General features: G+C 64.2%; 14 protein-coding genes. 6 read left to right on the top strand and 8 right to left on the bottom strand.

Annotated elements, in window-relative coordinates:
- Positions 1–84: 84 nt before the first annotated feature.
- From AC07PE_RS15080 to AC07PE_RS15060, 5 genes are all read right to left on the bottom strand, one after another.
- Positions 85–699, bottom strand: a complete 615-nt coding sequence (locus AC07PE_RS15080; RefSeq protein WP_498765777.1) for an Isoquinoline 1-oxidoreductase subunit — start codon at positions 697–699, stop codon at positions 85–87.
- On the bottom strand, positions 696–2870 hold the full coding sequence (locus AC07PE_RS15075; protein ID WP_498765775.1) for a xanthine dehydrogenase family protein molybdopterin-binding subunit: 2175 nt from the start codon (positions 2868–2870) through the stop codon (positions 696–698). Before AC07PE_RS15075 ends, AC07PE_RS15080 begins: the two co-directional genes overlap by 4 nt.
- Positions 2867–3352: a (2Fe-2S)-binding protein gene (locus AC07PE_RS15070; RefSeq protein WP_498765773.1), complete on the bottom strand. Its 486-nt coding sequence runs from the start codon at positions 3350–3352 to the stop codon at positions 2867–2869. The genes AC07PE_RS15075 and AC07PE_RS15070 overlap by 4 nt, the downstream gene beginning before the upstream one ends.
- Before the next feature lie 112 nt (positions 3353–3464).
- Positions 3465–5153 (bottom strand): FAD-dependent oxidoreductase, encoded by a 1689-nt coding sequence (locus tag AC07PE_RS15065; RefSeq protein WP_498765771.1) that lies wholly within the window; start codon positions 5151–5153, stop codon positions 3465–3467.
- Positions 5143–6054 carry a LysR substrate-binding domain-containing protein gene (locus tag AC07PE_RS15060; RefSeq protein ID WP_498765769.1) on the bottom strand — a complete coding sequence of 304 codons (912 nt, stop codon included), beginning with the start codon at positions 6052–6054 and terminating at the stop codon, positions 5143–5145. The genes AC07PE_RS15065 and AC07PE_RS15060 overlap by 11 nt, the downstream gene beginning before the upstream one ends.
- A gap of 113 nt (positions 6055–6167) precedes the next feature.
- Here AC07PE_RS15060 and AC07PE_RS15055 point away from each other — a divergent pair, with 113 nt between their 5' ends.
- Positions 6168–6581, top strand: a complete 414-nt coding sequence (locus tag AC07PE_RS15055) for a GFA family protein (RefSeq protein WP_498765767.1) — start codon at positions 6168–6170, stop codon at positions 6579–6581.
- A 10-nt stretch (positions 6582–6591) separates the two neighbouring features.
- On the opposite strand, the gene AC07PE_RS15050 is transcribed toward AC07PE_RS15055, so the two are convergent.
- Positions 6592–8172 carry an ATP-binding protein gene (locus AC07PE_RS15050; RefSeq protein WP_498765765.1) on the bottom strand — a complete coding sequence of 527 codons (1581 nt, stop codon included), beginning with the start codon at positions 8170–8172 and terminating at the stop codon, positions 6592–6594.
- 486 nt (positions 8173–8658) lie between these two features.
- Between AC07PE_RS15050 and AC07PE_RS15045 the strand changes: the two genes are divergently transcribed.
- Both AC07PE_RS15045 and AC07PE_RS15040 read left to right on the top strand, forming a co-directional pair.
- A complete protein-coding gene (locus AC07PE_RS15045) occupies positions 8659–9753 on the top strand; it encodes an alkene reductase (RefSeq protein WP_498765763.1) in 1095 nt (364 codons plus the stop codon).
- A 206-nt stretch (positions 9754–9959) separates the two neighbouring features.
- A complete protein-coding gene (locus AC07PE_RS15040; RefSeq protein WP_498765761.1) occupies positions 9960–12821 on the top strand; it encodes an ATP-binding protein in 2862 nt (953 codons plus the stop codon).
- 4 nt (positions 12822–12825) lie between these two features.
- Here AC07PE_RS15040 and AC07PE_RS15035 read toward each other — a convergent pair whose 3' ends face one another.
- Positions 12826–13758, bottom strand: coding sequence for a LysR family transcriptional regulator (locus AC07PE_RS15035; RefSeq protein ID WP_498765759.1), 933 nt, complete (start codon positions 13756–13758; stop codon positions 12826–12828).
- Between the two features lie 191 nt (positions 13759–13949).
- Here AC07PE_RS15035 and AC07PE_RS15030 point away from each other — a divergent pair, with 191 nt between their 5' ends.
- Positions 13950–15971 (top strand): M13 family metallopeptidase, encoded by a 2022-nt coding sequence (locus AC07PE_RS15030; RefSeq protein WP_498765757.1) that lies wholly within the window; start codon positions 13950–13952, stop codon positions 15969–15971.
- A gap of 71 nt (positions 15972–16042) precedes the next feature.
- Positions 16043–17026 carry a proline iminopeptidase-family hydrolase gene (locus AC07PE_RS15025; RefSeq protein WP_498765755.1) on the top strand — a complete coding sequence of 328 codons (984 nt, stop codon included), beginning with the start codon at positions 16043–16045 and terminating at the stop codon, positions 17024–17026.
- Here the strand turns inward: AC07PE_RS15025 and AC07PE_RS15020 are convergent.
- Complete coding sequence (locus tag AC07PE_RS15020; RefSeq protein WP_498765753.1) at positions 17013–17171, bottom strand: hypothetical protein; 159 nt, start codon at positions 17169–17171, stop codon at positions 17013–17015. The genes AC07PE_RS15025 and AC07PE_RS15020 overlap by 14 nt on opposite strands.
- A gap of 193 nt (positions 17172–17364) precedes the next feature.
- On the opposite strand from AC07PE_RS15020, the gene AC07PE_RS15015 reads away from it, so the two are divergent.
- Positions 17365–17970, top strand: a complete 606-nt coding sequence (locus tag AC07PE_RS15015; protein ID WP_498765751.1) for a hypothetical protein — start codon at positions 17365–17367, stop codon at positions 17968–17970.
- Positions 17971–17999 lie beyond the last annotated feature (29 nt).

Below are 17999 nucleotides of genomic sequence, written 5' to 3'. Positions count from 1 at the left end.
GCTCCGTACCGAGCACGAGGCGACCCACCTTGTATTGGACACGTAAGCGCCGGGCCGGTATTTCGCCAACAGCTTGTCCACGCATCAGCGCGGACACCGCGCTCCGGTGTCGATCCAGGCTCGGATGAGTTCGCCGAAGACCTTCTGCGTGCCGGGCGCCGGCCTGCGCCCCTCGCCCGGATGCCATGCCCAGCCCACGAGCTTGTCCTTGCCCATGTGCTCGGTGATCTGAGCCGGGCTGCGCCCGCCGTTGCGATTAATATCCTTCAACTGCTCGCAAATCTGGCCAAGACTAAGGCCTTGCCAAGCCATCGACGCCGGTGCCAGGCTCCAGTGTTCGTGGCCTGGAATCGAACGGAACTTGGTGCCGGGCGCGCTGACGTTCGCGGTCTGGTGACAACTGGCGCATAGCAGGCCTGGCTTCCCCATGTTGGACGCGCCTGCAACCATGGGCGGCACGTGTGCATGCAGGTCATTGCCTTGTGTTGGCGCGCGCAAGGACGGGTGGCAATTGAGGCAGCGCGGGCTCAGGATCACCTTGCCGGCCTCGATGAAGATGGCAACGGAGCGCTCGCCAGGGTCCTTGATCGCGTTGAAGGCCGCAGGGGGCTTCAACTGGCCTTGTATCTCGGAGTCCTGGGCGGACGCTGTGATGGCAAAAGCGATGGCCGCAATGCAGCAGAACGGACGAACGTTCATGTTGGCACCTTGAAGTTGGCTGGATCGAGCGGCAGAGAATAGCTACGAACGCCCGTGGCGGCATATACGGCGTTGGCCACCGCGGCAATTACGCCCGAGGTTCCGGGTTCGCCCACCCCACCGGGCTTTTCCGCGCTGTCGACAATGTGCACGTCGACCGCAGGCGCCTCGCCGATACGCAGTACCGGATAGCTGTCGTAATTCGCCTGCTGCACGCGGCCGTCGGCCACGATGACCTGCTCGTGCAATGCCGCCGAAATGCCGAACATGATGCCACCCTCGATCTGCGCTCGGATGACGTTCGGATTCACGGCGACCCCGGTATCGACCGCGCAGGTCACGTGCTCTACACGGATCTGGCCCGATTCGGCGACCCGGACCCGGGCTACGATGGCGAGGAAACTGCCGAAAGCCTCGAACAGCGCCACACCGCGTCCGCTACGAGTCGGCAGCGGTGTGCCCCAGCCGGACTGGGCTTGGGCGACATCAAGAACGTGGTGCAGCCGCGGCGGCGCCTTGCCCATCAGCGCGCGCCGAAAGCCAATCGGGTCCATCTTCGCACCCGCAGCGAGGTCGTCCATTACGCTCTCGGTGATGAACAGGTTGCGGGTTGGTCCCACTCCACGCCAGTTACCGGTACGCATGCCCTCTGGCGCTTCGTGCCGGGTGAAGTCGATGTGGAGGTTAGGGATGTCGTAATGCCCATTGGCCGCCTCTACCACGTCGAGGTCGATATTGTCCTTCTGGTAAACCGGCAGGAAACGCGCCATGATGTTTGGTCCTGCGACCCGATGCCGCCAGCTTTGCGGCATGCCGCGCGCGTCCAGGGCCACCTTTACCCTGCTATGGTTATGGCCGCGGTAGTAATCGTGCTGCAAGTCCTCGGCGCGGCTCCAGGTTACTTTCACTGGTCCTTTGACTTGGCGCGCGATGCGAGCTGCCTGCGAGACATAATCGGTTTCGAGCCGCCGGCCAAAGCCGCCGCCCAACAACTGGTTATGCACATGCACTTTTTCGAGCGGCAGGCCGGTGGCTTCTGCCGCCACCCGCTGCGCCCGCCCTACGACCTGGCTGCCGCACCATACGTCGCAACCATCGGCACGCACATGCACTGTGCAGTTCATCGGTTCCATGGTGCCGTGAGCAAGAGCCGGCAAACGGAAAACCGCATCGTAGCGCCGTACTGCAGCGGCCTCGGCGGCGGCCACGTCCCCGACGCTCTTAAAGACCAGGCCGGGCCGTCGTAAGGCGGCGTCGGCGGCGTCAACCAAATCCGCCGTGCTGAGTCTGGCGTTCACGCCTTCGTCCCAGTCGATATCCAGCGCTGCCAGGCCTTTCATCGCCGACCAGGTGGAATCGGCGACCACGGCGACGGCATCGTCCAGCTTGACGATCTGGCGCACGCCCTTGATACGCAGCGCGGCGGTCCCGTCGACCGAGCGCAGCTTGCCATTGAAGACCGGGCACGCCGCCACCGCCGCGTAACGCATTCCCGGTAACGCGACGTCGATGCCGAATTTGGCGCTCCCATCGACCTTGGCTGCGCTGTCCACTCGCTTGACGGGCTGGCCTATGACCTTGAAGGCGCTGCGTTCCTTGAGCGGCGGCTCGGCCGGCACGGGCAGCTTCGCTGCAGCTGCCGTCAATTGCCCGTAGCCAAGCCGGCGGCCCGATGCCTGGTGTACCACAGCGCCATCGAGCGCCGCGCATTCGGACGGCGCGACCCGCCATTGCATGGCCGCCGCCTGGACCAGCATGACGCGCGCCGCAGCCGCCGCGGTGCGCATAGTCATCCAGGCGCCGGCCATCGATTGCGACCCGCCTGTAATCTGGCCGCCGAGCGTCGGACTGCCGTAGCGCTTTTCGTCCGCCGGCGCCGCTTCGATCTTCACACTGGCCGGGGCGACCTCGAGTTCCTCGGCGACGATCATTGCCTGCGAGGTGTAGGCGCCCTGCCCCATTTCTACATAAGGTGCGAAGACTGTGACGGTGCCGTCCCGATCGACGCGGACAAAAGCGTTCGGCGCCAGTCCCGCAGCGGGCATGGTGGGACGTCCGGGCGCCGCCGCCAGCAGCGACGGCCAGCCACCGAGCAGCAAGCTGCCACCGGCGCCGAGCGTCGCCACCAGCAGCACTCGCCGCTGCGGATCGGCTACATCGCCGGGCTTCATGCTTCCCTCCGCTGATTCGGATCGGCGAGCGCGCGCGCGGCTTGCTTGATCGCTGCGCGGATGCGCTGGTAGGTCCCACAACGGCAGATATTGCCCGACATGGCGTCGTCGATATCCTCGTCGCTGGGCGAAGGATTATTTTCCAACAAGGCTGTTGCCTGCATTAACTGGCCGGACTGGCAGTAGCCGCATTGGACGACGTCGAGATCGAGCCATGCTCGCTGGACCACACGTCCGGTGGCGCTCTGGTTCAAGGCTTCGATCGTCTGCACCTTGCCGTTCTCGACCAGCGACACCGGGGTGACACAAGAGCGCTTCGCCACCCCGTCGATGTGGACGGTACACGCACCGCACAGGGCTGCGCCGCAACCGAACTTGGTGCCGGTCATGCCTAGTGTGTCGCGCAATACCCAGAGCAAGGGGGTATCGGCGTCGACATCCGCTTGCATCGTCTTGCCGTTGACGCTGAGCTTGTAGCTCATGGCATCACCCGCAGCATCTCGATGTTCATGATCTATTTCTCCGATTAGTTGGCAGAAGCTTTGCCAACATGATCATGATCAATCGAAGCTCATGTAAGCGAGTAAATGTTGGTTAATTTTGGTAAGACGGCGCGTCCGCCAAAAACGCATGGATTTGCGCCACCGCCGCGGCGCCTTCGCCGACGGCGGCCGCCACCCGCTTGGTCGAGCCGGCGCGCACGTCACCGATCGCGAACACCCCGCCCAGGCTGGTTTCGAGTTCCTTGCGTGGCCGGTCGCCAGGTGCTTTCCCGGCGTCCTGCCCCGTCAGGATGAAGCCGTTCCTGTCCAGGGCGATACCGCTGCCGTCCAGCCAGCCGGTGTTCGGGTCCGCCCCGATGAACAGGAAAAGGTGGCGCACCGCGAAGTCGCGCTCCACGTCCTCGCGGGCATCGCGTACCCGGACCATGCACAAGCCCTCGTTGTCGCCGAGCAGTTCAACGATTTCGGTGTGGGCATGCAGTTCGATGTTCGATGTCGCCTCGATGCGGCTGACAAGGTAGCTCGACATCGTCGCCGACAGTCCGTCGCGGCGTACCAGCATGTGCACTTTCGAGGCATGTGCAGCAAGGTACACTGCTGCCTGGCCGGCCGAATTTCCGCCGCCGACCAGCACGACCTCGACTTGTCGGCACGAGCGGGCCTCAAGGGGCGAGGCCCAGTAATACACACCGCGTCCCTCGAAGCGCTTCAGGTTCGCCAGCGCCGGCCGGCGATAGCGGGCGCCACATGCCAGCACCACGGTCCTGGCGCGCAACGCGCGCTTATCGCCGCAAAGCGCCACGGCAAGCGGTCCGGCGTCCGCCATCAGGGAAGCGGCCGACGCAGGAATCGCCACCTCGACACCAAATTTTTCGGCCTGCACATAGGCGCGTCCGGTCAGCGCGGCGCCGGTGATTCCTGACGGGAAGCCAAGGTAGTTTTCGATACGCGCGCTGGCGGCGGCCTGCCCCCCATACGCGAACGTTTCGAGAATGATGACCGATAGTCCTTCCGAGGCGGCATACACGGCCGTGGCCAGGCCGGAGGGACCGGCGCCTACCACCATGACGTCCCAGATCTTGCCTGGATCCGTCTCCTGTAACAGTCCGATGCAGCGGCCCAGGTCGCTCAAGGATGGATTCCAGCTCGCCGGTGCGCCGGGACAGAGCACGAGCGGCCATTCGCCCGCCGCTGGCGCTTCGGCTTCCAGCAATGCCGCCGCCCGCACATCTTGGGTGGGATCGAGCACCGTGTACGGATGACCGTTGGCCGTCAAAAAGTGTTCGATGTCGCGCACGCACCGGTTGTCCTGAGGCGCGACGATCAGCGGGCCGCCCGAGTTCCGTTCGATCAGCGCGATGCGACGCAATATCATTGCCCGGACGATGCGCTCGCCAAGGTCGGCGTTGGTGATGAGGAGGGTGCGCAAGGCGCCGGACGACAAGGCTAGCGTTACCAGTTCACCTTGCGCCCACGCGTTTTCCATCGCTGGACGGTTGGCCAGCTGGCCCTCCTCCCCGCTGAACTCGCCCGGACCGAGGATGGCGAGCGGCTCGCTGCCGCCCAGGCCGTCATGGCGCCGGAGCACCAGCTGCCCCTGCAGGATGAAAAGGATATCGGGACACGCCTGCCCGGCTGCGAACACCTGCTCGGCGTCGTGGAACCTGCGCTCGATGGCGAAACGGCCGACGTAGCGCAGCTCCGCATCGGTCAGCACGGGGTAGATCTGTTGCCGGCGCTTTTCCAGGCTTGCTGTTGGCAATGGTGGCTTATTGCTCATGTGTCGACTCCTCGATATTTTCCAGCAGGGTTTTCCGGAATAGCGTCACCAGGGGGCGCGTGTTAGCGCGGTGCCAAACTATCCAAAGGGAAATCCGGTAACGCAGCCACGGCACTGCGCGCAGGACGACACCCGACGGCGCATGCGCGCTCACACCCTGCGGCACCATGGCCATTCCCAGCCCCGCGGCGACCAGTCCCAATGCCGTGGCCGGGTCGCCCGCTTCCACCTCGAAGCGCGGGTGGAACCCGGCCCGGGCGCAGGCGCCGACGAAATCGTCGCGGCCGGACGCACCGTCTTCGAAGCCGGCGCCTATCCACTGATGGCCGCGCAAGTCCGCCGGGCTCACCAGCGGTGTGACGCACAGCGGATGCGACGCGCACAGGGCCAGCACGACAGGGTCACCGAATACCCGTGCTGCCGCGAGCTCGCCGTACTCCGGGGCAGGCTTATCGCCGACGATGCCGATGTCGAGACTGCGCTGTCGCAGTTCCAGAAGCTGACTGCCCGCTCGCAAGCTGTGCAGCCCGACGCGCACCGCGGGCTCCCGCTCGCGTACACCTCGCAGGCCGGCTGGCAGGATGCCGGCGTGAACTGCTTTCTCGACATAGCCAATATGCAGTTCGCCATCCGTGCCGCAGCCAAGACTGCGGCCCAGTGCTTCCAGGCGCTGCGCCTGCATGAGGACCAGCCTGGTCTCCGCCAGAAACGCCCGCCCTTCACGCGTCAGGCGGATGCGCTGCTGTATGCGCTCGAACAGTACCAGGCCCAGCATGTCCTCGAGCTGGGCGATTTGCCGGCTCAGCGGCGATTGCGACATATGCAGCCGGACCGCCGCGCGTCCGACATGCTCCTCTTCTGCGACGGCGACAAAATAGGAAAGTTGGCGAAGATCCAGCATATGAGACCCACGAAGACTCGGTTGATGCAAATTCGGTCTTGGACACGCCATGCCGGCCATCCTAGACTTTTACAGAGCGCCATCGAAGCGCGTCTACCCAACTTGGAGAACCCATGAGCAAGAAGCACCAAGGCCAGTGCGCCTGCGGCAAGATCGCGTTCGAGTTCGACACCGATCCGGACTTCATCGCCAATTGCAATTGCAACGACTGCAAACGCGCCACTGGCGGTGCGATGGCGACCTTTTTTGGCGTTCCAACCAGCGATTTCACCTTGTTGCGCGGGACGCCGATATCGTTTTCTTATGTGAGCGAATCCGGCAAGAAGCTGGACCGGAATTTTTGTCCGGATTGCGGCGCCCGGCTGTTCACGTCGAATCTGGAGTCTTTCCCCGGCATGGTATTCGTCACGATTGGCAGCCTCGTCGATCCGTCCGGCATCCGCCCCGGCCTCGAGATGTTCACGAAGCGCAGGCTCGAATGGGTGCGTCCCATGGACGTGCCGCAGTTTTCGGCCATGCCGTCCTGAAACCGCGCGGCTATCCCGGCAGGACATGCTCGGTTCCATACTCATGGGCATGCCATTCGGCCTGGGCCGCAAGGTTCAGCGCCCCATACTGCAGCTCGGCATGGCGCCAGCGTATCGATTGCGCTTCGCCGGACGCCTCGAGCTTGTCGATCGCACAGGCGCGCGTCGTTGCAAGCAAACGGTAGCGCACGATCGTCTCGCCCAGGTCCGCCGACAACAAGGATTTTTCGACCAGATTCGCCACGCCATCCACGACCTGGCTCGCATCGAGTCCACTGTCCGCGAACAGCGCGAGCGCGGCATCCAGCGTGAACGCGCCCCCGAACACGGCCAGGCCGCGCAGGATCCGCTGTTCGTCGGCGGGAAGCAGCGCATAACTCCAGTCGAGCGTTGCCACCAGCGTACGGTGCCGTGCGTGGATGCTGCGCCGTCCTCTTCCCAGCAGCCGGAATCGCTCGTCGAGACGAGCCGCCAGCTCGCAGGCACCGAGGGCATCCATGCGTATGGCGGCCAGTTCGATTGCCATCGGCATGCCGTCAAGACGGCGGCAGATCTCCGCGACAGCCGGTGCATCGGCATCGCTCAACTGATAGCCTTCGACGCATTCGGCCGCGCGCTCCGCAAACAGGCGCACTGCTGGAAACGCCATCGCCTCCAGTGCGCTCAAGCTGGCTTGTTGCGGGGGCACGGCCAAAGGAGGAAGGCGGTAGACATATTCGCCAGGGATCCTGAGTGCTTCGCGGCTGGTGGCGAGTATGCTCGTTCCCGGCGCGTTCACGCTGATGAGCTCGACCAACACGGCGGCCGCATCCAGCACACGTTCGCAGCTGTCGAGGATCAGCAGCGCGGGCAGTCTGCGCAGGGTTGCCAGCACGGCGGCCATGGCGTCGCCTTCGCGGTCGGCGATGCCCAGTGCCCCGGCCAGCGCCGCAGTGCCCCCCGCATGCCCCGCCACCTCCCCCAGATCGACGTAGCAGAGCCGCGCCGATTGTTGTTCCGCCAATGCTTCGCCGGCCGCAAGTGCAACGGTCGTCTTGCCGACGCCCCCGGGACCGACGATGGTCGCCACCCGGCGCAGCGCCAGGATCCCGGCCAGGCTTTCGATCGCTTCACGCCGGCCTATCGCTTTCACAGGTGAGACCGGCAGATGGTCGCCGCTGTCGGCGTCGGACCTTGCGGACAGCATCAGCACCGCATCCGATTTGCTCGTCAGCCTGTAGGTCACGGGCGCGACGAAACGGTATCCGCGCCGATTCACGGTGACGACGTAACTTTTTCCATCCTCGCCTTCCCCAAGTGCTCGCCGAAGGGCAGACAGCTGGACCTTGAGATTGCTGTCCTCGACGACGGTACGCGGCCATACCCGTTTGATCAACTCGCTTTTTGATACGACTTCCCCAGGGTACTCCAACAGGACGGCCAGGATATCCAGCGCCCGGCCGCCAACCCGCACTTGCGTGTCGCCACAAAGTAGACGCTGGCGCGCTGGCATGTAACGGAAAGGCCCGAAGCGGTATTCCCGCTCGATCCCTGACGGCCGCCGCTCGTGCGCGACCGGCAGCCATGCGTCTTTGTTGGTCTTTGTTAGCATCCGTATAAGGGACACCAAAACCCGCTACCTGGTCCAGTAAGTTCCAGTAAATTTTGGTAAAAGCTACCCCGGCAGATGACCAGCGGCTTAACAACAATTCGCTTCCCGTTCCGCCTCATCCTGCTGATCCGATACCTGCGCCTATCGACACCACCACAGGAGAATCGCCGAGCTCGGCGGCGTGCGAGCGGTAGGCTTGTGCTATTCCCCGGGAAGAGCGTGGCAATGACCACGCACACTGACAAGCCGGATGAGGTGGTTGCGGTGAACTGGATGACGCGCGCCATATCGTCGAGCTGCAACTTCATGAAGATTCCTTTCCAATCTCAAGCAAGCAGTTAATGCCTGCGACAGCGCCGTGTCCGGTTATTTTTCGGCGCATTTGGTTAAAAACAGGGAGACCCGCCGTCAACGGAAATAAACCAGACTTAACTTCAAACCGCGTTTCGTACGGGCTAAGGTAAGTGACATTTTTTCGGAGGCTGCATGTCCATGAGCGAATCGACACTATTTTCTCCCACCCGGATCGGCGACATCATGGTCGCCAACCGCATCGCGATGGCGCCGCTGACGCGTTCACGCGCCAGCCTGTCCGGCGTCCACTCGGCGCTGGCGGTCGAGTATTACCGGCAGCGCGCTTCGGTGGGGCTGATCATCAGCGAGGCCACCAACATCTCGCGTGAGGGCCAGGGTTACGCGCTGACCCCCGGTATCTTTACCGAGGCACACATCGACGCCTGGCGAAGCGTGACGGAGGCCGTGCATCAGGAAGGCGGCAAGATCGTTTGCCAGCTTTGGCATGTCGGCCGGATGTCGCACGTCGATTTGCAGGAAAACGGCGCCGCACCTGTCGCGCCGTCGGCCATTCGCGCCGGCGAGCAGATCTTCCTCGCATCAAATACGTTTGCCGCTCCTTCGATGCCGCGCGCGCTCGACACCGCTGAAATACCCCGCGTCATCGAAGACTACCGGCATGCCGCCCGGTGCGCGAAGGCGGCGGGCTTCGACGGCGTGGAAGTGCATTCGGCGAACTGCTATCTGCTGGAACAGTTTGTACGCGACAGCACCAACCACCGCACCGACCAGTACGGCGGAAACGTGGAAAACCGCACCAGATTTCCCATCGAGGTCGTGCGCGCCGTTGCCGAGGTCTGGGAGCCGGGGCGGGTCGGCGTGCGCATGTCGCCGATCACCCGCGCGGTCGGCGATACGCCCCTGGACAGCGATCCCCAAGGCACCTACGGCTACTATGCGGAACAACTCGGCAAGCTGGGGCTGGCCTACCTGCACTGTATTGAAGGACAGACCCGCGGCAGCAATGCCGCCGCAGCCTTCGACTTCAAGCGTTTGCACGCGGCATTCGGAGGCGCCTACATCGCCAACAACAGCTATGACCGCGAGATGGCGATCGCAGCAGTCGCATCCGGCCATGCGGATATGGTCGCGTTCGGCCGCCCGATGATCGCCAACCCCGACTTGGTCGAGAGGCTGCACCGCAACCTCCCGCTTGCCGAACCCGACCATACGACCTTCTACGGGGGCGGCGCCCATGGCTATACCGACTACCCAAGGCTCGCCTGACACGCCTGCCGCGCATGTATTTGCCAAGTGGATGACCGGTCATACATTTATTCGATTTGCGTGTTCCCCCGGCATGCCGCAGGATGCGTGGCATGCAAACCACTACATGCCCTGAGCCTACGGCTGCCTGCCCAACTTCCGTCGCGGTGCTAGACTCTGCAGTCACGGCGTGCGCTTTCCGCACGCCGCTCGACATCGGTGGTCCCATGCAAGCACGCAGCGAACCCGCTTCCTCCCCCACTGAACGTGAATTCCATTTCGGTGCATTTCGCTTTATTCCGGCAAGGCAACTACTGCTGTACGAAGGCCAGCCTGTGCGCGTGGGCGCGCGCGCGCTCGACATACTCCTGACCCTGCTCGAGCGGCCCGGCGAACTGGTTTCAAAACGTGAGCTGATTGCGCGAGTATGGCCTGTCAATGTCGTCGAAGAGAGCAACCTGAAGGTGCACGTTGCCGCCTTGCGGCGTGCGCTCGGCGACGTCGACCCGGAGCGCAGCCACATCGTCACGACCAGCGGGCGCGGCTACAGCTTCGTCACGCCGGTCAGTACCGGGCCGGACGACGGTCGCGGCATCGTACCCGCCGCCGCTCTGCCGACACGGTATCTGTCGCCGCCGCTGACACGCACGATAGGACGCGAGGAGGTGGTGGCGGCACTGGTGGAAGCGCTGGCGCCGCGCCGCTTGCTGACCGTCGTCGGTCCGGGCGGTATCGGCAAGACGACCGTTGCGGTGGAAACCGCCGCCGCCTTCGCCAGCGAAACCGGCGTAGAGGTCTGTTTCGTCGACCTCAGCCGCATCTCGAGCGGAGAATTTACTGCCGGAACTGTAGCAACGGCACTTGGGCTTACCATCCACTCAGGCGACCCCGTACAAGCTGTCTTGACCTGGCTACGCCCGCGCAGGCATCTGCTCGTGCTCGATAGTTGTGAGAACGTGATCGATTCCGCAGCCGATCTGGTGCAGTGCATCGCGACCGAAGCGCCGGGCACGGTGCTGTTGGCGACCAGCCGCGAACCCTTGAGGATCAGTGGCGAACAAGTCCACCACCTTGCTCCGCTGAACTATCCGGTCGACGATGTGCCACTGCGCGCAACGGAAGCCCTGCAGTACGCCGCCGTGCAACTGTTCGTCGAACGCGCAGCCGACAGCTGCGCAGGTTATCGCCTGAGCGACGCCGATGCACCGGCGGTGGCGGAAATCTGTCGCCGGCTGCAAGGCATCGCGCTTGCCATCGAGTTGGCGGCGACCCGCATCGACGCCTTCGGTGCCATCGAACTCGCGGCGCGCCTGGACGACCGCTTCCGCCTTCTCAAGCGCGGACGCCGCGGTGCGCAGATACGCCACCGCACGCTTGCAGCCGCGCTCGACTGGAGCTATGAGTTCCTGCCGGAGAGCGAGCGCAAGATTTTACGCGGCCTAGGCGTATTTGCCGATGCTTTCACGATCGACGCGGCAACCGCAGTGCTGTCCTCGCCTGAGCTCGACACGGCGGCGATCATCGATGGCGTAGGCAACCTGGTGGCGAAATCACTGCTGGTGGCGGACCTCGGCGGCGCCGGGGCGGTCTATCGCCTGCTCGACACCACCAGAGCCTATGCCCTCGAAAAGCTGGATGCGTCCGATGAAACATCGGTACTGCGCCGGCGCCATGCGGAATTCGTGCTGGCTTGGCTGCGCCGCGCCGGAGAAGATGGCCGCTTCGCGGGCGGCGCCGGCCCTAAAAGCGAACAGAGCCGCTGGCTCGAGGACGTCCGCGGCGCGCTCGGATGGGCTTACGCCGCCAGCGGCGACATCCCGCTAGGCATCAAACTGACGGTGACGGCGATTCCCCTATGGATGCACTTGTCGCTGGTCGACGAATGCCGCCAAGCGACACTGCGCGCACTTGCCGCCGGCGATGGCGAACACCAGCCCGCGCCCGCCGACCTGATGAAGCTGTACGCGGCGCATGCCGGCGCTACGCTGCACACCCGCGGCCCGCTGGATGAAGCCGGCGATGCCTGGATCCGCGCGCTCGAACTCGCGGAAGGCCTCGGAGACGACGAATACCAGCTTCGTGCGCTGTGGGGCCTGGGGATGCATCGCGGCTACGTCGGGGAATTCCGCTCGGTATTGCTGCTGGCCGAACGCTTCCGTGCGATCGCCGTGCGCATCGGCGATCGTGCTGCCAGCGCCAGCGTCGAGCGCCTGGTCGGCACGGCCTACCACTCATTGGGCGAAGAACCCGCCGCACGGCGCCACCTCGAGCTCATGCTGGAGCGCACCGAAATCGCGGCGCACGACCGCCATATTGCACGCTTTCAGGTGGATCAGCGCATCGCCACCTTGTCGGTCCTCGGAAATGTCCTGTGGGTGCTCGGTTATCCGGACCAGGCAAAACGGACGATGGACGAAGCGGTGCGCAATGCGCGGCTTTCCGGCCATGCGCTCTCGCTGCTGGGCGCATTGGCGAACGCGGCATGCCTGGCTGTGCGCAGCTGCGCGGACGAGGCTGAAAGCCTGCTCGGCGAGCTTGGCGAGCTCCTGAGCCGCAATGCAATCGCCGTACTCGACGGCATGCGGCGCTCGCTGCTCGCCTTGCTCGATCTCCGCAGCGGTCATTTGGCGAGTGCCGCCGACATTTATGCTGCGCTCGACGAAATGCGCCGTACCGGTTTCCAGTACCGCTATTCCATTTACATGGGCATGCTCGCGGAAGCGCTGGGCCGGAACGGACGCCGGACCGAAGCCTTGGAACTCATCGGCCAGGCCCTGGCTTTCGCGGAAGGCCGTGACGAAGGCTGGTGCCTCGCCGAGCTGTGGCGCATCAAGGGTGAACTGCTGGCGAAGGACGCTGCGCCGGCTGCCGAGCAGTGTTTTGCACAAGCCCTCGAGGTATCCGCGCGCCAGCAGGCGCGGCTGTGGTCGCTCCGCGCCGCCGCCAGCCTGGTGCGCCTTGACCGGCAGCGCGGCCGCAGCGGCGCCGGCCTGGCGACCCTGGCGGATGTATTTGCAAGCTTCGACGAAGGCTTCGATAGCGCCGACCTGCAGCAGGCGCGGCAGTTGATGGACGGCGGTATCGCCTGACGTGCTATGCGGCGACTGCCGCCGCCGCTTCGCCACGCAGCCATGCGACGCCCGGATCCTCTTCGCTGCGCGCATGCCAAGCCATGCACAGCACATACGACGGCATGGAAAAACCGAGCTCGACCCGCTCCAGGCTTCCATCCAGCACCTTGGCCAGCTTCTCCGGCAGGGTACATACGAGGTCGCTGGACCGCAGCAAGGGCGGCACCAGGCTGAAATCGCGCAAGGCTATCCCGACATGGCGCGTATGGCCCTGGCGGTAGAGCTGCTCGTCGAGATAGCCGTGCAGTCCGCCGACATTCGCGTGCTCGAGCGCAGCGCAATACTCGGCGATCGCAACCGGCGCCATGCTTCGTGGATGCCCGCGGCGCTGGACCAGTACGTGCGGCGTGTCCAGCAGCTCGACACTGCGCAGGCCGGGCGGCAGCATGCACGCCGGTCCCAGGCAGAGGTCGACCTCGCCGCGCTCGAGTTGGAAGGCCAGCTTCGCCTGGTCCAGCGTGGCAGTGACGAAGCGCAGATCCTTGCAGCCCGCGGCACGGATGCGAGCGATCAGCGCCGGCACGACCATGGCCGCGGCGGCGCCGGTCGCGGCGATATTGAAGCAGCGCGTGCTGCGCTCGGGACGGAACTCGTCGGCGTGCAAGGCCTCCGACAGCGCGGTCAGCGCAGGCCGCAGCCGCCTCTGCAGGCGCGCCGCGAAAGGCGACCGTACCAGCCCCCTGCCGTTCGCGGAAGGGATGAGCAAAGGATCGCCGAACAAACGGCGCAGCCGGGACAGCTGCGCCGACAACGCCGGCTGGCTCAGGTGCAGCCTTGCCGCCGCACGTGTGACGTTGCACTCTTCCAGCAGCATATCCAGCGAGACCAGAAGCGGCAGGTCGGCGCCGCGCAGCCGCGCGCCGGGCACGTTGGTTTCCGGTCGTTCACCCGGCATGGTTCATATGCATTTCTGAAGGCAAAAGCGTGCATTTTCCGGCACGGCCGAAATTCCGCCAGGAAATTTTGGTAAATAGTGGTAAAGCGCGTCCGGCACACCTGGGGATTTACAAGATTTAACCGGCCGCCTCTGGCCGCAGCGCGCCGCAATCTCTATAGTTGCGGCCGCCCGATCACACCCATGCCACCATGCCAGCCAAATCCTGCTTTGCCGCGCTGCTCGCGCTTTCCCTTGTCGCTACCAAACCGGCCACCGCCGCGCAGCCCGTGTATGGCAGCTTCGGCATCGATCTCGGCGCCCGTGCGACGGATATCCTCCCTGGCGACGATTTCTGGTCCTACGCCAATGGCGGGTGGGCGCGACGCATCAGGATCGCCAGCGACAGCGATGCGGCCGGCGTCAGCGTCGCCATGCGCCAGACGGTCGAGGCCGACGTCAGGCAGATCATCGAAGACATGGCAAGCAAACCGTCCCTCGACCGCGGCGAACGGCAGGTCGGCGCCCTGTACCGGAGCTGGATGGACGAAGCCGGCATCGAAGCGCGCGGCAATGCCGTCCTGTCGCCCTGGCTGGCCCGGATAGCCGCGATCCAGGACACCGTCGGCCTGCAAGCCACGATGGCCCTGCCCTACCTTGCGTCGCCGATCGAGCTCGGTATCGACACCGATCCGGACAACCCGGCCGCCTATGTCCTGACGATCGGCCAGGGCAGCCTCGGCATGCCGCGCGATTTTTATGTGGGCGATGGCGAGCATGATCGCCGGGTCCGCGCCGCCTACCGTTCCCATGTACTTGCGATGCACCAGCTCGCGGGAATCAGCGATGCCGAGGCCCGCACGGACGCCATCATCGCGCTCGAGACGGCGATGGCGCGCCTGCACTGGTCCAGGGCACAGTCGCGCGAGTCGGACGGCGCCAGCGGTATCGAGCGGCGCGCCGACCTGGCGCAGGTGCTGCCGGGCTTGGACTGGGACCGCCTGCTGGCCGACTATGGGCTGGCGCCCGACGCCCGCGTGCTGGTGCTGCAGAAAAGCGCCGTCGCCGCCCTGGGCGCTCTGCTCCACACGGTGCCGCTGCAAACATGGAAGGATTACCTCGGCTACCGCTTTGTCGCCGACCACGCGGCGTATTTGCCAAAGCGGCTGGCGGACGCCAGCTTCGCCTTCCACGGCGGGACGCTGTCCGGCATGCAGGTGCAGCCGGAACGCTGGCGGCGCGGCATACGTCTTGTCAACGGCACGCTCGACGCGGCGGTCGGCAGGATTTACGCAGCGCGCCATTATTCAGCCGCTGCCGACAGGCAGGCCCGTGAACTCGTCGCCGACGTGCAGGCTGCTTTTCGGGTTCGCATTGCCGGCGCGCGCTGGATGGATGCGGCAACACGGCGGCGCGCGCTCGCCAAGCTCGATGCGTTGAAGCTGCTCATCGGCCGGCCGGACCACTATCCCGACCAGGCTGCGCTGGACATCGCGCCTGACGATTTGCTCGGCAATATGCTGCGCGCACGCGAATTCGCCCGGCGCATCGAGGCCGAGCGCCTGCACCGGCCGGTCGACCGTGCGCTTTGGGTCACGACGCCCCAGCAAATGAATGCCTACTACGACCAGCATGCGAACGCCATTGTATTTCCGGCTGCCATCCTTCAACCGCCTCTGTTCGATCCCGACGCGGACGCCGCCGTCAATTACGGTGCAATCGGCGTGCTGATAGGGCACGAGATCGGGCATGCCTTCGATGACCAGGGTCGTCAATTCGGTCCCGACGGGCGCACCGAAGCGTGGTGGTCGGCATCCGCGGCGCAGGCCTTCCGCAGGCGTGCAGACGCGCTGGCCACACAATATGACGGCTATCGCGTATTTCCCGGCGTCCCCGTCAACGGCAGGCTCACGCTCGGTGAAAACATGGCGGATCTGAGCGGCATCGAAGCTGCCTATGCGGCTTACCAGGCATATCAGGCAAGGCACGGCAAGGCCAAACGCATTGCCGGCCTGAGCGGCGAGCAACGGTTTTTCCTTGCTTATGCCCAGGGCCGCCGTACCGTCATCAAGGAAGAGGCGCTACGCCAGCTGGTGCTGGTCGATACGCATGCGCCGCCAGTGTTCAGGATCAATGGCGCACTGCGCAATGTCGACGCCTGGTACACGGCCTTCGGCGTCAAGCCTGGTAACGCTCTCTATCTTCCACCATCGAAGCGCATTCACTTCTGGTGAGTTCCCACCAATTTATTCCGGAGTCACAAAACCTTATGCATCGCCGAGATTTTCTAGTCACCAGCGCCGCCATGTCCGCCAGCGTCCTGCCATCGGCTCCCGCCCGTGCCGCGCAAACACCCCCTGCCTCACCCCTGATCGCTACCATGAAGCCGGATGGCCTGAATCCGCCCGGCATCCGCACGGCCGGCATCAAGATGCTTCCCGTCGTTGGCGGAAAATACAAGGTCTGGACCAAGCGTATCGGCAGCGGACCGGTCAAAGTGCTGTTGCTGCATGGCGGCCCGGGGTTCTCCCACGACTACCTCGAAGCGATGGAATCGTTCCTGCCGCAGGCGGGAATCGAAATGATCTATTACGACCAGCTCGGTTGCGGCAACTCCGACCGTCCCGACGACCCCGCTCTGTGGACGCTGCCGCGCTACCTGGAAGAGCTGGAAGAAGTGCGCGCGGGTCTCGGTCTGGATCAATTCGTGTTGTACGGTCATTCGTGGGGCGGCATGCTGGCCATCGAGTATGCGTTGCACCATCCGCAGCGCCTGCGCGGCATGGTCGTCTCCAACATGACTGCCGGCATACAGTCGGTGCTGAAACGCCTTGCCGCGATCAAGCGCGAGCTGCCGCCGGCCGTCCGCACACAGCTCGAAGCCCTCGAAGCCCGCAAGGCTTACGATGCTCCGGAATACGAAGCCATCATGATGGAACATCTGTATCCGAAAGTGATCTGCCGGCTCCAGCCATGGCCCGAGCCGGTCACGCGCGCCTTTGCCCGCATCAACCCCGCGATTTATAACCGGATGCAGGGAAAAAGCGAATTTGTCATCGATGGCAACATGAAGGATTGGGAGCGCTGGGACCGGCTGCATGAGATCAAGGTGCGCACACTTGCCATCGGCGCGACCCACGACGAAATGGATCCCGCCGACATCCGGAAGATGGCATCGATGATGCCGAACGCCAGGGCGGAAGTCTGCGTCACGGGCAGTCATTTGTCGATGTGGGATGCGCAGGCCGACTATTTCACTTACCTGCTCACCTTCCTCAGGCAAGTCTGAGCCGTGTACTGGGCCGCCAGATCTCGTCGCGGTACACGATGCTGAGGCCTCCCGCATCGGCACCGGTCATGCGCAACAGCATTGCCACAAGCCGCGTCAAGCGCATGTCCGCCATGGCGGTAATCGATGGTAGCGATGCGTTCATGGTCTTCTTCCGGTAATACCGCGGCCAAGATTCGACGATGCATACCGCAAGTTTAATGCAGCGGCTTCGAAAATCTGTCCGGCGCCATGGTTAAGACTGGTTAATAGACGTTAATCGGGTCGCGTTCCCCATAGCGTCCGTGCTGTAATCGCGGCGCGATCGCACGAGATCGCCACTATCATTCGGAGAATTCATGGAAGCATCCTGGTCTGACCAACTGGAACATTGGCACGAATTTTTTGTACTCAGCGGTACAGCGGCGGCGACTCTCATGGGTGCGCTGTTCGTCGTTATTTCACTCGGCCCCTCGATTATCGCTTCCGAAAACAAGACGGGTGTACGGGCATTCATTTCGCCAAATGCGGTGCATTTTTGTGCGGTCCTGGCTGTATCCCACTTGCTGTTGGGCTCGGGAATCCCGCGCGAGCTGACAGGATGGACCTTATGCCTTGGCGCATTGCTGTCGATTGTCTATATGTGGTGGACACGCGCGCCGCGCCGCTGGCGCGAAAAGAATCTGTCAGCGATGGACTGGATCTGGTACATCGCCCTGCCATATGCTGCCTATGTCCTGACAGTCGCGGCAAGTATATTCATGCTGCGCGATGCGGCGTTCGCACTGCCCGCTCTTGGAGCGACCATGGTTTTCCTGTTGATCGTCGGTGCCCGCAATGCCTGGGACCTGGCGGTATGGATGCCGCAGCAGGAAATGCAACCAGCGAAGCGGCCCCCTGAATCCGGACAGCCAAAAACCGGCGGCCCCGTTAACGAGGCAACTTCCGATTCTCAAGACGCTTGACTGCACTTTACCGATTTTTACTACCGATC

The sequence above is a fragment of the Telluria sp. GW821-FHT07G12 genome (genome assembly GCF_059418525.1).
This window is presented reverse-complemented; position numbering and strand designations above follow the sequence as displayed.

Coding starts and splice junctions, on each gene's coding strand:
- AC07PE_RS15020 (WP_498765753.1), bottom strand. CDS start 17,171: ATGAACGCATCGCTACCATCGATTACCGCCATGGCGGACATGCGCTTG.
- AC07PE_RS15050 (WP_498765765.1), bottom strand. CDS start 8,172: ATGCTAACAAAGACCAACAAAGACGCATGGCTGCCGGTCGCGCACGAG.
- AC07PE_RS15055 (WP_498765767.1), top strand. CDS start 6,168: ATGAGCAAGAAGCACCAAGGCCAGTGCGCCTGCGGCAAGATCGCGTTC.
- AC07PE_RS15070 (WP_498765773.1), bottom strand. CDS start 3,352: ATGAGCTACAAGCTCAGCGTCAACGGCAAGACGATGCAAGCGGATGTC.
- AC07PE_RS15035 (WP_498765759.1), bottom strand. CDS start 13,758: ATGCCGGGTGAACGACCGGAAACCAACGTGCCCGGCGCGCGGCTGCGC.
- AC07PE_RS15060 (WP_498765769.1), bottom strand. CDS start 6,054: ATGCTGGATCTTCGCCAACTTTCCTATTTTGTCGCCGTCGCAGAAGAG.
- AC07PE_RS15045 (WP_498765763.1), top strand. CDS start 8,659: ATGTCCATGAGCGAATCGACACTATTTTCTCCCACCCGGATCGGCGAC.
- AC07PE_RS15015 (WP_498765751.1), top strand. CDS start 17,365: ATGGAAGCATCCTGGTCTGACCAACTGGAACATTGGCACGAATTTTTT.
- AC07PE_RS15075 (WP_498765775.1), bottom strand. CDS start 2,870: ATGAAGCCCGGCGATGTAGCCGATCCGCAGCGGCGAGTGCTGCTGGTG.
- AC07PE_RS15080 (WP_498765777.1), bottom strand. CDS start 699: ATGAACGTTCGTCCGTTCTGCTGCATTGCGGCCATCGCTTTTGCCATC.
- AC07PE_RS15040 (WP_498765761.1), top strand. CDS start 9,960: ATGCAAGCACGCAGCGAACCCGCTTCCTCCCCCACTGAACGTGAATTC.
- AC07PE_RS15065 (WP_498765771.1), bottom strand. CDS start 5,153: ATGAGCAATAAGCCACCATTGCCAACAGCAAGCCTGGAAAAGCGCCGG.
- AC07PE_RS15025 (WP_498765755.1), top strand. CDS start 16,043: ATGTCCGCCAGCGTCCTGCCATCGGCTCCCGCCCGTGCCGCGCAAACA.
- AC07PE_RS15030 (WP_498765757.1), top strand. CDS start 13,950: ATGCCAGCCAAATCCTGCTTTGCCGCGCTGCTCGCGCTTTCCCTTGTC.